Here is a 13,399-nt window from a genome sequence, read left to right as displayed (position 1 = left end):
ATCGTTTCTTCTTCGTGGTTATCGCTAGGGCTACTGCCAGTCACGCTCGTAGGCGCCTAAGGTAGTAATTTGGCCTTCGGAGACTTTAGCGAGGGCTTGCTCCCAATGGGCCTGCGTCTGGAATTTATCTGGTTGATGAAGATAGGTATCAATCGCTTGACGCCAAACCTTAGTCACCTGTTCTACATAGGCAGGGCTGCGCTGACGCCCCTCAATCTTAAGTGACACTATGCCCGCTTTGGCAAGCTCAGGCAGCAAGCTAAGGGTATTTAAGCTGGTGGGAGACTCGAGCAGATATTGCGGTTTATCATCGTCTTGGGTGAGATAACGGCCTTTACAGACCACAGGGTAGCCCATTTGTTCATCGAGCCCTGATTTATCAATCAAGACTTCGTTGAGGCGGGTCAATCTGTCTTTGCCCTGTTCTTGCCAGCGCACGTGTTTCGCTGGCGAGCAAGAGCCACCAGTGTTTGGTGATTGACCGGTAACATAGGAGGATAAGTGGCAGCGGCCTTCGGCCATAATGCACAGACTGCCAAAGGCAAAGACCTCTAAATCGACAGGGCTGACCTTGGCTAAGTCACGTACTTGTTTCATCGACAGCACTCTGGGTAATACCACCCGCGCGATATTAAAAGCCTCTTTATAAAAGCTCAGTGCGCCCAAGTTGGTGGCGCTGGCCTGTACCGATAAATGCAGCGGAATATGCGGATATTGCCTGTGGGCATAGTCGAGCAGCGACAGATCGGCAACGATTAAGGCATCAACGCCAATACTGGCCGCCAAGTCGATAGCTTGATACCAACGGTGCTCTTCATTTGGCTTAGGAAAGGTATTTAAGGTGAGGAAGATTTTCTTGCCCCGCTGATGGGTGAGCTCGGCGGCTTCCTGTAATTTTGCAGGGGTGAAGTTTAAGCCCGCGAATGAACGTGCATTGGTATCATCCTTTAACCCAAGGTAGACAGCATCGGCTCCGGCCTGCAGCGCCGACTTTAGCGAGGCTAGGTTTCCTGCTGGACACAACAACTCCATAATGGTGCTCCCGATAAAATAACAGGGGCAGAGTGTAGGGAAGATTGAATGGCGGTGAATTGATTTAAAACAGGTTTAAGATCATAAAATCTCGGTAAACTGGGAGATATAGTGTTTTTTATCCTTAGGTAACTGCTTATGTCCGCTGTTTTTTCAGCTAATCTTGCTAAACAATTGTTAGAACTCACCCCAAAACTGATCCGTTTGCCACTCTCCAAAGTGCCCTTTAGCCTCAAGGCCAAGGTACTTAGCCAACTCCTAACGCAGCTACTGGCACCGCAGGCCGAAGATGGCGAGTTAGATTTTTTGGCAGGTAAGTGGGTTGCGATTCGAGTTGAAGATCTAAATCTGCATTTTGAAGTGAGTTTCGATGGCCGTTGGCAGGTGCGTGAACTGACCGATGCCCAAGTGACATTTAGTGCCAAGTCTGCGGAATTATTGTTAGTTGCGGCGGCGAAAGAAGACCCAGACACGTTGTTTTTCCAACGTAAACTCAGCATCGAGGGCGATACCGAGTTAGGGCTTGAGGTGAAAAATCTGCTGCTCAGTATCGAATTTGCCAGCTTACCTGCGCCGATCCGCTTAAGCGTTGAAAAGCTGGCCGATGCCATTGTGCGTTTGCAGCTTGAGGCAAAACCGACGGTGATTTTAGCTAAATCACCAAGCTTAAGCTGATGCGAACGTGGTTGTAATCAACCGATAAACAAAGCCCCGCTGACATTGCGGGGCTTTTGGTTAAGTTTAAACGGCTGACGCTCACTCAAATTTTTTGCGTGAGAATGGCAAATTTGACCAACAGCTCGTCGTGGGACTCGACGCGGTTAGGGTCTGGGTCAATACAATCAATCGGACAGACGGAGACGCAGGTCGGCTTATCGTAGTGGCCTACGCATTCGGTGCAGCGGTCTGGGTCGATTTCATAGATTTCTTCCCCCATGGTGATGGCCTGATTTGGGCATTCAGGTTCACACATGTCGCAATTGATGCAGCTGTCGTCGATCAGTAATGCCATGCCTTAGCCTGCTTCGTGTGGGTTACGGGTATCCTGACCTTGAGGCAGGTTACGCAGTAAAATGCCGTGGTTCAGATCAACCTCTTTCGGCACGGGCAAGTAAACGGTATGGCCCGAACCTAATCCCGCTTCAACCGCTTCGGCTTTGCGGTTTTCGAGTTGTTCGATAGTGAGGCTGATATTGCCCTGCGGCGTCATTAATTCAACACTATCACCGACAGAGAATTTGTTCTTCACTTCGATTTCGGCAAGGCCAGCCAGATTGCGTTTACCTGTTAATTCACCGACAAATTGTTGGGTATCGCTGACCGAGTAGCCATAGTCGTAGTTTTGGTATTCATCATGCACGTGGCGACGTAAGAAGCCTTCGGTATAACCGCGGTGCGCTAAGCCTTCGAGTTGGTTCATCAAGCTGCGATCGAAGCTCTTGCCTGAGGCGGCATCGTCGATGGCCTGACGGTATAGCTGTGCGGTACGGGCCACATAGTAGAAAGACTTAGTACGGCCTTCGATCTTCAGCGAGTCGATGCCCATTTTGGCCAAACGCTCAACGTGTTGGATTGCGCGCAAGTCCTTAGAGTTCATGATATAAGTGCCATGCTCATCTTCAAACGCTGGCATGTATTCGCCGGGGCGATTGGCTTCTTGCAGCAGGAAGATTTGATCGGTCGCAGGACCCGCGCCTAGGGTCGGCGTCTCGATTTGCACCGCATTAGCTTGTGGCGACAGAGCGATGATATCGCCCGAGTCGGTTTGCTGCGCTTCATGCACATCGTATTTCCAACGGCAGGCGTTAGTGCAAGTGCCTTGGTTTGGATCGCGTTTGTTGATGTAACCCGACAGCAAACAACGGCCTGAGTAGGCCATACACAGGGCGCCGTGGACAAACACTTCTAACTCGATATCGGGGCAACGTTGGCGAATTTCTTCGATTTCATCTAAGGATAATTCGCGGGATAAAATCACCCGTTTAATGCCTTGGGTCTGCCAGAATTTGACCGATGCCCAGTTAATGGCGTTGGCTTGTACCGATAAATGCACCACTTGCTCAGGGAAGGCTTCACGCACCATCATGATTAAACCTGGGTCTGACATGATCAGCGCATCGGGCTTCATCGCTACCACGGGTTCCATATCCTTGATATAGGTTTTGAGCTTAGCGTTGTGGGGGGCAATGTTACTCACCACATAAAGCTTTTTACCTAACGCATGGGCTTCTTCGATACCCGTTGCGAGGTTTTCCATTTTAAAGTCGTTATTACGTACCCTTAGGCTGTATCTCGGCTGACCGGCATACACGGCATCTGCACCATAGGCAAAGGCGTAACGCATGTTTTTCAGCGTCCCAGCGGGAGATAACAACTCTGGTTTAAACATAATGACTCTCGAATTGGTTGGTAGATGGAGGCGCAGTGCGCGGGGGCGGCATTTTACACAATCAAAGTAGGGTTATGCAAATTGCTACGTCTAAGATTAGGTATAGTTCGCGTTTTACGAATATACCTACCATTCTTACTCTGACGATCGCGCGAGACCATGAATCCATTTGTGTGTTTCCATTGATTTTCACCTTTAACTTAATCTGAGATATCAAAGCGTAAAATGTTTTGTCGTGAGACTAAATTGATAACAGCGTCATACAAATAATTAACGTCTGATGCTTTTTTCTGCCCATCAAATGATCGTCAACTGATATACTCCAACTATTACCGCTTTATGTTTGCAGATTGATGGGAGCGAAGATGTCTACTGAACATCTACTGTTAGTCGGATTACTTAAAAAATTAAAAGATGATGCCTTAGTATTGCCAACCTTGCCTGAAGTCGCCATGCGGGTGCAAGAAGTGGTGAGCCGCTCAGATGCAAGTCTTAAGCAAGTGGCTGAGGTGATTGGTCAAGATGCGGCCATTTCGGCGCGTATTATTAAAGTGGCCAACAGTGCCTTGTATAGTCGTGGGATTCCCGCCGAGAGTATTAATAGCGCAGTCTCCCGCATTGGCTTAATCCAAATTAAGAGTATTGCGACATCAGTGGCGATGGAGCAGCTATTTATTTCCACCAATGAAATGGTGTGGGAAGTGATGGATGAGGTTTGGCGTACTTCTATCGATGTGACGGCAGCGGCTTGTGCCATATTGCAGATGTACAATAAGCGTCGTCCTAGCCAGTTAAATTTAGACACTTTAACCCTTGCAGGTTTAGTCCATAATATCGGTGCTTTGCCTGTGCTCACCGAGGCGGAGGCCCATCCTGAGTTATTTACCAGTATTGAGCAATTGCGTTCTTTAGTACGTAAAATGCAAGGCCCTTTAGGTCGTGCCGTGTTAAAAAGTTGGGATTTTGCACCAGAGGTGATGGAAGTGGTTGAGCGATGGGCTGATTTGCCCTATTTACCCGACCATGTTACCTACTTAGATTTTATTCGCGCCGCGGCATTCTACACTGGTGAGTTACGCGCAGGAGCTGATTTTGAGCAGCGGATGGATGTGTTTGTTAGCCGTGGATTACCCGTCTCGGCGAATGACTTAGCAAGTGATGAATTTATGGATAAATTCCATTCAATCAAAGAAAGTTACCAGTAATCCTAGGGCTTAGAAGGAAATTAATCTTGTCCTATGGTGAGGAAATATTGGTCATTAGCTTACGCTGTAAGATTGAGGCCTAGATATGGTTATTCTGGAGTTTATCAGTTTAGCGTTGGTTATCGTTTTGATCGCCGTGCTGTTTCTTTTACGCACAAGATCCCAAGCATTGCGCCAACAGCAGCAATTCTTAGCACAGTTATGCCCTCAACTTGAAAAGCAAAAGACGGACCGAAGCCCACTTAATATTGCAGATGTGCCGCAAGAGTATGCGTCCCTGTATCATTCCTTAAATGAGATGTTAGCCGCGTTACCCGCGGGGATGGGCAAAGATAAGCTGACAGGGTTAAATAATCGTGTTGGGCTTAAACGCGCACTGGCTTCGTTAATGCCTATCACACAAGGTACTTTAGTACTTATTGATATTTATCGTTTTCGCTATGTGAACGATCTTTTTGGGTTTGTGTTTGGCGATATTTTGCTAAAACAGTTTGCCGAGCGGTTAACTGGCTTAAGCCTAAAGCCGAAACTGATTGCCCGCTTAAATGGTGATGAGTTTTTTCTCTATTATGAGCAGAGTTTGTCGCAGGAGTCGTTGCTGCATTTACGTGGTCGCTTGCAGGTACCCTTTAAAATTAAGGATACGCCAGTCAGTGTGCGCCTACAAATTGGCTGTTTGCAATTAGCGCAGCACCATGCCGACGTGAGTAATATGCTCAGAAGACTCGATTTGGCACTCAAAAAAGCCCGTTCAACTCGAATTGAAATAGCCTGTTACAGTGAGAATGACGATATTCGCCAGCTGCGAGAATTAAAGATTATTGATAGCTTGCCTAATGGTTTACAACGCAATCATTTATACATGGTTTACCAACCTAAGCAGGATGTTGCTTCAGGCGGATGCACTCAGGTCGAGGCATTAATCCGCTGGGAACATGAAGAGCTAGGATTGGTTTCTCCTGGGGAATTTATCCCACTTGCCGAATGCGCGGGTATGATCGATCTCGTTAGCCATTGGGCCTTAGAACAAGTGCTCCAGCAGCAGGTAAAATGGCGATTAGCGGGGATTTCTGTTTGTGTTGCGTTGAATTTAGCGACTCGCGATCTCGATAGTGAAACCTTACCCCATGAAATCGATGCGCGCCTAAAGCATTACCAGTTACCGCCAGAATGCTTAATGATTGAAATTACTGAGAGTACTTTGATGGCAGATTTAAATAAAGCCGTTGATACCTTAGCGCAAATCCGCAGCCTTGGGGTAAAACTCGCCATCGATGATTTTGGTACTGGTCATTCTTCCCTCGCTTATTTAAAACATTTACCTGCAAACGAAGTGAAGATTGATAAAGCATTTCTTGAGGATCTGAAACCGAACGAACCCTCTGAATATATCCTTGAGGCCAGCATTAATATTGCTAAAAAACTCGGTTATGAAGTAACGGTCGAAGGCGTCGAAACCCAAGAGGTGCTTAATTTCTTAGTCAAGATGGGCGTCGATCGGATTCAAGGCATATGCTACGCCAAGCCAATGCGGGCAGTAGAGCTTGAGATGCACTGGCATCGACTCCGTCCTGCACCCAAAATGCTTTGTGTCAATATGGGGTCACATTCCTAAGCTTAATTGAGCGATTAACTCTGCTGGCATCGGCGCGAGTTGTCGCGCTTGATTCATACAGACCATTTCAATGGTGGCCGTGACCGCAGGTTTTTTGCCGTTGGGTCGCCAAATTTCCTGCTGCCATACAGTGCGGTATTTACTCTCAAAGTAGAACTTAGTGCGGATATCGATGATGTCGGCAAATTCCACGCCTTCATGGCACAACATATCACTGCGATACACGGCGAAACCTAATTGTTGCTGTTGCCAGAGCTCGCGTAAACGCTCGGCGCCAATCACATGCTCACGGGCACGCTCGAAGTATTTCAAAAAGTTCGGGTGATACACCACACCAGAAAAGTCGGTATCTTCGTAGTAAATTTGCACAGGAAAAGAATAAGTCGGGCTAAATTGCGGCATAAAATCATCGATATAGGATTATTCATTTGAGGGCAGTCTAGCGGTTTATTTTGTGAAACAAAACCCAAGAGAGTCGCTCAGTCCCATTGGAATGGAGGATGAGTATAAAAAGCAAAAGTAAAAAGCCATATTCGCCGAAACGAATATGGCTTTTTTGTAGGGTAATCGATGCGTTAGCGAATGATCATTTGATCGCGCTCAGGCCCAACTGACACCATGCTGACGCGCACGCCCATGAGGGCTTCGATGCGTTCAACATAATGTTGTGCAGCCTTTGGCAGACTTTCGAAGGTACGGCAAGTGGTGATGTCTTCACTCCAGCTTTCCATTTGCTCATACACTGGGCTTAATGCAGCCGTTTGTGGCCAAATTGGGTTCTCAGTGTGCTCACCGTCGTAGGCAACACAAATCTTGAGATCTTTCATGCCTGTCAGGCAGTCAATCTTGGTCAGGGCGATTTCAGTTGCTGCTTGCAGCTCAACACCATTACGAGTCGCAACGGCATCGAAGTAACCCATATCACGTGGACGACCCGTAGTCGCACCAAACTCGTTGGCGTTTTTACGGAAGTCATCCTGCTCTTCCATCGCGGTAACTAAAGTACCAGTACCGACAGATGAGCTAAAGGCTTTGGCTACGGCAATGATGCGCTCTGGGCGCAGCGCGGGTAAGCCACTGCCTAAACCTGCGAAAGCCGCCGTCACGTTAGAAGAGGTTGTGTACGGATATTCACCGTAAATTAAGTCACGACCTGCGCCTAATTGCGCTTCAAACAGTAAGTTAGCATCTTGTTTTTGCAGCGCTTTTAATGGCTCTGTCACGTTACAGATAAAGGGACGCCATGGCGCGGTGACATCTAATAACCACTGAGTCATTTCGGCGGCAGTTTGGGAAAAGTCACAGCTTGGATAGAGCGCCTTTAACTGTGGTAGCTTCCAATCAAGCATAAATTGAATGCGCTCTTGCAGCACTTCTGGTTGCTTTAACCAACCAACCAGAATGCCTTTTTTCATCACACGATCGCCATAGGCTGGAGCGATACCTTGACGGGTTGAACCGTAGGCCAGATCGCCTAGACGTTGTTCTTCTAAGGTATCTTCCAGTGCGTGGATCGGTAAGCAAAGGGTTGCGCGGTCAGAAATGCATAACTTAACTTCAATGCCAGCCGCTTCGACTTCGGCGATCTCAACACTGAGTTTTTCAGGGCTGATCACCATGCCTGGGCCAAGTACTGCAACGCAGTTTGGATTGAAAATACCGCTAGGTAATTGGTGTAATTTAAAGGTGCCATAGTCGTTTACGACTGTATGGCCTGCGTTGTTACCGCCTTGAAAGCGAACACTCGCAGCAGCATCTGCGGCTAAATAATCTACGATGCGGCCTTTGCCTTCATCACCCCAATTTGCACCCACAACTACGATAGACGGCATAACATCATCTCCACAGGAATTAAGCGGTTATGCTAGACCCCGTTATCGAATAAGAGAAATTAATTATAGTTATCGCATCGATAAGAAAGTCATATATCATGACGCCATTGGGAATGATGGATGGAGATAAAAGCAATGCTCGAACTTCATTGGCTAAAAACCTTTGTGACATTGGCTGAGTGTAAACACTTTGGTAAGGCAGCTGCGGCGCTGCATATGACACAGCCCAATGTCAGCCTGCATATCAAACAACTTGAGCAAAACACGCGGGTGAAGTTGATTGAACGTAATCCGTTTAGGTTAACTCAGGCGGGGTTCCGTTTGCTCGAGAGCAGTCAGAAGACCTTGATGGAGTTGCAAGTGTGTCAGGCGGATCTCAATGCCATCAACGATCTTAGCCAAGGTACCTTAACCATAGCGGCTAGCGACATCATTTCTCGCTTGTTGTTAATTCAGCCTTTTCAATTGTTTAAAGCGGAATTCCCCGGGATTGATTTTTCCCTGCTTAATACGACTTCGTTTCAAGCCTCGGAACTGGTCACCAATGCCGAGGCGGATTTAGGTTTTGTCATCGCACAGAAAGAAAGTCAGCCGCTACATTTTACTGAGTTGCAGCAAATCAAATGGTGCGCACTTGGGAATAATTTAGCGCTATGGCAGCAGAGTCAAGGGCGTGATGATATGCCATTAGCGGAGCAACCTACCTTGATTTTACTTGGGCACGATACCCGTACCCGCGAGCTGCTTGATCCCGCCTTACCTAGCTTAAATTTGCCTCGCTATCGGATTATGGAAGTCGGCAGTGTTGATGCCCAAATCGATTGGGCGGAGGCTGGCTTTGGGGTAGCTATTGTGCCTGAGTTTTCCATTTACACTAAGACAAACTTAAAGAGTAAGGTGACACCACTGCCGGATTTTCCAAGTACAAGCCTAGGCTATATTGTGCGCCAAAATCAGATTTTATCTAAAGCCATTAAACAGTTATTGCAGTGGGTCAATCAAGAGATTATCCGCATTCAAGAACAGAGTGTGGGGAGCTAACTTCAAGGCTGGATTAGGTAATTAATTAGCACTCAACAATTGCTGATATTGGCCATTTTCTTTCAGCATGGATAAGCCTTGATCGAGGGCTTTAGCCAATAACGCAGCTTTAGGGTTTTCCTTCGAGAACGCTAAATAAATCTGACTGCTGTGGTTGTCAAAGGCGGCGATGACTTCATTGCTTACGCCCATCTTTTGTAGGTTTTCTTGTGCGACAAGATCAAACATAACAGCCGCATCGATTCGGCCAATCAGCAGCAAATTGATAAGTTGCTGTTGGGTGGCGACCGTGACGATGTTCAATTGACGTTGTTTGACTAATTCAGGAAATTCGTCCCCATATTCATAGCTTTTTATTACTCCAACATTGCTGCCTTTTGGTATTTGCCATTTGTTTTCAGCAAGTAAAGAACGTTGCTTTCGTTGATAGAATGAGGCTGTTGCGACAAATAATGGCATCTCCCCAAAGACGAAACGTTGCTCTGTGCTGGCTTCTCTGGTGACATTAAATACTCCATCGACAGCCCCTTTTTCGGCCATCATCAAGGCTCGGCTGTAGGGCACAACAAGACTATTGACCTCAATGTGAGCTTGTTTAAATGCGGCTTCGATCAGTCGATGAGAAATGCCTTGGCCAAACTGGTTTGCAAATGGGGGCCAACTATCTTCGGCTGCTAAGGTAACAGTCTGAGATGAGGAGCTTTGTGTAACATTTTGACTTTCTTGAGCTTTAGCTTGATGGCTGACTAAGAATAACAATAATAGTGAGGTACTCAGTAAAAAAAACAGTGTCGAAAAACATCGCTGCTCAATTTTAGCCTTAGTCTCACCGCAAACACGCATTTTATGTCCATATTAGCCTATTCCTAATGGGGTAACTTATAGCATAAGTCTTTATTATGAGGCCAATTATTTTGAGCTGTGCACGTAGAATTGTGAGCCTCACTTTACCTACAGATAAAGAGTAAATGGTACCTATTAGACTAGAGGTAGTAAGGGCGAAGATGGCTAGCTGGTGAGCTAGGGTTAAAGATAAGATGGTTTATCTGGCGCTATCTCGGTTTAGCCTTTCAAAACCTCAAGTTGAGCGTGTTTTTTTATATTGTTATTCAATGTATTGGCTTAGTTTTGATTCAGCGATTATAGGCCGTTAAGTATCAAGGTTATCGAAAAATGCTTGTTGCACCTGTAGAAAATAGCTGGTTTAGTGGAGGTGAATCACCACTAAGCCTAAATCTTTTGAAAGTATTTAGGGGGCGTTTTCAGGTTAAATTGCTGTAAAAATACCCCGAAACTTCAATACGCCATTAATGCAAGATAATCGCGATGGGGTGTTGAATTTGAATCAATAAAACAACAATAAGGACAACCAATGGAATATCCTCTCGTCAGTACCCAATGGCTCGAAGCGCATCTTACCTCGCCTGATTTAGTGTTACTCGACGCCAGTATGGCCGTGGTTTTGGGCAAAGAGCCGATTGTCTATTCAGAGCCTGTATGTATTCCTCGCTCGAGGCGCTTTGATGTTGAAGAGGATTTTTGCGATAAAACGTCTTCTCAAACCCATGCCTTACCCAAATTTGAACAGTTTGTAGAAGGAATTGCCAAGCTTGGTATTAGCCCGAACAGCGTGGTTGTTATCTATGATAATCAAGGTATTTATTCATCTCCGCGCGCTTGGTGGATTTTCAAAGTAATGGGATTTCACCGTGTGTATGTGCTCGATGGTGGCTTACCTCAATGGATGGCTGAATACAGAGTCACCTCATCTCGCTATCAGGAAGAAGGGATAGATTATGGCGCAAGCGATAGTGAGGAACTGACTGCTGTACTGGAATATCAGCCTGCGAAGGTGATGGATGCTGAGGCTGTGTTAGCCAAGCTTGATGATAGCGATAGTGCGATTATTGATGCACGGGGATCGGCGCGCTTTTTAGGCCAAGTGAGCGAGCCGCGACCTGGAGTGCGCAGTGGGCATATTCCCCATTCGGTCAATCTCCCCTTTGGTGACGTGCTCAATGGCTTCAAAATCAAAGATGTGGCCGAATTGGTTAAGCTGTTTCAAGGGCTTGTTAGCGATAAACCGTTAAGGATTTTTAGCTGTGGCTCGGGTATTACCGCCTGTATTTTAATCTTAGCCTCGGTCGCTGCGGGGCATACTGATGCTGTACTTTACGATGGTTCTTGGGCTGATTGGGGCAGTCGCAACGATTTACCCATCGAGCGTTAAACGATATTAGGTGGAGTGCAGTCCTTCGGAATGCTAACCTTGCCGCAATCAATTGACGGTGATATGTCCTTTGACTTATCAAGGAGTTTGTCATGATAACCAGATTGTTCGATAAATTGATCTTTGGCTTTATCTTAGTGATGGCGCTGCAACTCCCCCAATTAGCCGATCATTATCAGCAATTTTTGGCGGGGCTCTATACTTCGACTCAATGGCAAGTTGAGGGCTATAAGGCCACGGCTAAGGCGTATCACTTCAGCGATGTGGAAACCATGATCGCCCGCCATTTGCAAAATGAAGAGCCTAGCGTTAGGGCGGATGCCGAGCAAAAGCGCCAGACGTTGGCTCTGCTGCAAACACTTCAACAGGGAATGCAGACTTTTGAGCAGGGCAATCTCTTCGAGAAAACCGCCTATATGTTCAATCCCGCTCGTTTTGAATATTTAGAGCAGACTATTGTTAACTTTAAGCCTGGCATCCCGTTAACCGCCAGTGGTATCGGTTTTGGCGTGTTGGTGGCGTTAATCGTGCATTATCTTGGTTCACTGCCTTTTATTCTGTGGGCAAGGCGGCGTAGGCGGATTAAATTAACCCGCGCCCTATAGGTCGTTGGATACTTGCTCGTTTATCCAACGACAGGGCAAACCTTAGAATAAGTCCTTAAACCTGTGGTACAGCATACCCGCAGCCAGCATAGGCGAGCGTAATGTGGGGCCGCCAGGGAAGGTCATATGCTTAATCTTGGCGAATACATCAAAATATCCTGCTTGCTGACAAATGGCTTCGGCTAGGAGTTTTGCTGCCATGTGGGTGGCATTTACGCCATGACCTGCATAGGCTTGGGCGTAAAAAATATTACTCGCATCGGGTAGGCGACCAATTTGCGGCATACGGTTGGCGCCAATGCCTATCATGCCGCCCCATTCGTAATCGATGCGTACGCCTTTTAATTGTGGGAATACCTTTTCAAGATTGGGCCTAAGCGCTGCCTCTATATCCTTTGGGTCTTTGCCTGAATAAGTACAAAGTCCACCAAACAGTAAGCGTCTATCCGCTGATAAGTGGAAGTAATCTAGTGCAATTCGCATATCTGCAAATGCCATGTTTTGCGGGATAATGCTTTGGCATTGCGCTTCTGTCAGTGGTTCGGTTGCAAGTAGATAACTCCCCGCAGGAAGCACCTTACCGCCGATGTAGCTATTTAATTTATGGCCAATATAGGCGTTGCCAGCGAGTACGAGATATTGGCAAGTCACTTCGCCTTTTGCCGTTAATACTCGCGGTTTATTGCCTGAAATAATCTTTTCTGCGGCGCTGTATTCAAATAATTGCGCACCTAATTTACGGGCAACACGAGCCTCGCCCAAGGCCAAGTTAAGTGGATGTAAATGGCCACTTCCCATATCCACTAGGGCACCTTGGTAAAATTCTGAGCCGATAACTTCACTGAGTTGGGATTGGGTCAGCAGCTTTATTTCATGCTGATATCCTAGGCTTTTAAGACTGTCGAATTCGTCTTGAAGCTCAATCATATGTCGAGGCTTCACCGCAAGATCGCAATAGCCCATTTGTAAGTCACAATCGATATCATGGGTCTGTATCCGATTTCTGACGATCTCCACGGCTTCAAAGCCCATTTGCTGGATCGCACTGACACCTTCTTGTCCAATTTCGTTTATAAATTGCGCTGGGTCATGGCCAATACCGCGGATCAGCTCGCCGCCATTGCGTCCTGAAGCGCCCCAGCCAATTCGTTTGGCCTCAAGCAACACCACACTTAAGCCTCGCTGTCTTAGCTCAATCGCTGTGTTAATGCCGCTAAAGCCGCCACCCACAATACAGACATCTGCCGTTATGCTGCCTTCAAGTTGAGGGTGAGCGTAAATTTCTTTAGCAGTATCAAGATAATAAGAGTGAGGGTATTGTTCACTATGCACTGGAGGTTTAGTGGCCATTAGGGCTCCAAAAAATTGTTTTTATTGTAAATTGGGCTTGTCTCAGTATACTCATCACACTTTTGTGATACTGCTTTAAAGTGTTCGTTTTATTTAACAC

The 13,399-nt window shown here is 46.7% G+C and carries 13 protein-coding genes; 6 read left to right on the top strand and 7 right to left on the bottom strand.

Annotation, left to right across the window (positions count from 1 at the left end; all coding sequences use genetic code 11):
• Window positions 1-30 precede the first annotated feature (30 nt).
• On the bottom strand, window positions 31-1,032 hold the full coding sequence (ubiU, locus tag M0413_RS11780) for a ubiquinone anaerobic biosynthesis protein UbiU (protein ID WP_037415373.1): 1,002 nt from the start codon (window positions 1,030-1,032) through the stop codon (window positions 31-33).
• Between the two features lie 138 nt (window positions 1,033-1,170).
• Between ubiU and ubiT the strand changes: the two genes are divergently transcribed.
• Window positions 1,171-1,707 (top strand): ubiquinone anaerobic biosynthesis accessory factor UbiT, encoded by a 537-nt coding sequence (gene ubiT / locus M0413_RS11775; protein WP_249554336.1) that lies wholly within the window; start codon window positions 1,171-1,173, stop codon window positions 1,705-1,707.
• A gap of 85 nt (window positions 1,708-1,792) precedes the next feature.
• Here ubiT and M0413_RS11770 read toward each other — a convergent pair whose 3' ends face one another.
• Window positions 1,793-2,044: a YfhL family 4Fe-4S dicluster ferredoxin gene (locus tag M0413_RS11770; protein ID WP_011621854.1), complete on the bottom strand. Its 252-nt coding sequence runs from the start codon at window positions 2,042-2,044 to the stop codon at window positions 1,793-1,795.
• A gap of 3 nt (window positions 2,045-2,047) precedes the next feature.
• The gene (trhP, locus tag M0413_RS11765; RefSeq protein WP_037415375.1) at window positions 2,048-3,421 is read right to left on the bottom strand and encodes a prephenate-dependent tRNA uridine(34) hydroxylase TrhP; all 1,374 of its coding nucleotides are present in this window, start codon (window positions 3,419-3,421) and stop codon (window positions 2,048-2,050) included.
• Between the two features lie 365 nt (window positions 3,422-3,786).
• On the opposite strand from trhP, the gene M0413_RS11760 reads away from it, so the two are divergent.
• Together M0413_RS11760 and M0413_RS11755 are read left to right on the top strand one after the other, a co-directional pair.
• On the top strand, window positions 3,787-4,626 hold the full coding sequence (locus M0413_RS11760; protein ID WP_037415376.1) for an HDOD domain-containing protein: 840 nt from the start codon (window positions 3,787-3,789) through the stop codon (window positions 4,624-4,626).
• 85 nt (window positions 4,627-4,711) lie between these two features.
• Complete coding sequence (locus M0413_RS11755) at window positions 4,712-6,241, top strand: putative bifunctional diguanylate cyclase/phosphodiesterase (RefSeq protein WP_249554334.1); 1,530 nt, start codon at window positions 4,712-4,714, stop codon at window positions 6,239-6,241.
• Here M0413_RS11755 and M0413_RS11750 read toward each other — a convergent pair.
• Both M0413_RS11750 and M0413_RS11745 read right to left on the bottom strand, forming a co-directional pair.
• The gene (locus M0413_RS11750; RefSeq protein ID WP_069454459.1) at window positions 6,230-6,643 is read right to left on the bottom strand and encodes a thioesterase family protein; all 414 of its coding nucleotides are present in this window, start codon (window positions 6,641-6,643) and stop codon (window positions 6,230-6,232) included. The two genes, M0413_RS11755 and M0413_RS11750, sit on opposite strands and share 12 nt — an antisense overlap.
• A gap of 173 nt (window positions 6,644-6,816) precedes the next feature.
• Window positions 6,817-8,073, bottom strand: coding sequence for an adenylosuccinate synthase (locus tag M0413_RS11745; RefSeq protein ID WP_037415384.1), 1,257 nt, complete (start codon window positions 8,071-8,073; stop codon window positions 6,817-6,819).
• A gap of 135 nt (window positions 8,074-8,208) precedes the next feature.
• Between M0413_RS11745 and M0413_RS11740 the strand changes: the two genes are divergently transcribed.
• Window positions 8,209-9,114 (top strand): LysR family transcriptional regulator, encoded by a 906-nt coding sequence (locus M0413_RS11740; RefSeq protein ID WP_249554406.1) that lies wholly within the window; start codon window positions 8,209-8,211, stop codon window positions 9,112-9,114.
• A gap of 21 nt (window positions 9,115-9,135) precedes the next feature.
• Here the strand turns inward: M0413_RS11740 and M0413_RS11735 are convergent, their stop codons facing one another.
• On the bottom strand, window positions 9,136-9,957 hold the full coding sequence (locus M0413_RS11735) for a substrate-binding periplasmic protein (RefSeq protein WP_249554332.1): 822 nt from the start codon (window positions 9,955-9,957) through the stop codon (window positions 9,136-9,138).
• A 529-nt stretch (window positions 9,958-10,486) separates the two neighbouring features.
• On the opposite strand from M0413_RS11735, the gene M0413_RS11730 reads away from it, so the two are divergent.
• Both M0413_RS11730 and M0413_RS11725 read left to right on the top strand, forming a co-directional pair.
• A complete protein-coding gene (locus M0413_RS11730) occupies window positions 10,487-11,344 on the top strand; it encodes a sulfurtransferase (RefSeq protein WP_249554330.1) in 858 nt (285 codons plus the stop codon).
• 92 nt (window positions 11,345-11,436) lie between these two features.
• The gene (locus M0413_RS11725) at window positions 11,437-11,949 is read left to right on the top strand and encodes a DUF2937 family protein (protein ID WP_069454462.1); all 513 of its coding nucleotides are present in this window, start codon (window positions 11,437-11,439) and stop codon (window positions 11,947-11,949) included.
• A 42-nt stretch (window positions 11,950-11,991) separates the two neighbouring features.
• On the opposite strand, the gene M0413_RS11720 is transcribed toward M0413_RS11725, so the two are convergent.
• Entirely contained in the window at window positions 11,992-13,299 is a 1,308-nt protein-coding gene (locus M0413_RS11720) for an NAD(P)/FAD-dependent oxidoreductase (RefSeq protein ID WP_249554328.1), read from the bottom strand.
• Window positions 13,300-13,399: the final 100 nt, after the last annotated feature.

This window comes from Shewanella sp. 8A (assembly GCF_023475945.1).
In the GTDB taxonomy this organism is placed as follows: domain Bacteria; phylum Pseudomonadota; class Gammaproteobacteria; order Enterobacterales; family Shewanellaceae; genus Shewanella; species Shewanella xiamenensis.
Note: the sequence above shows the minus strand (reverse complement) of the source record. Positions and strands in the feature narration are given on the sequence as shown.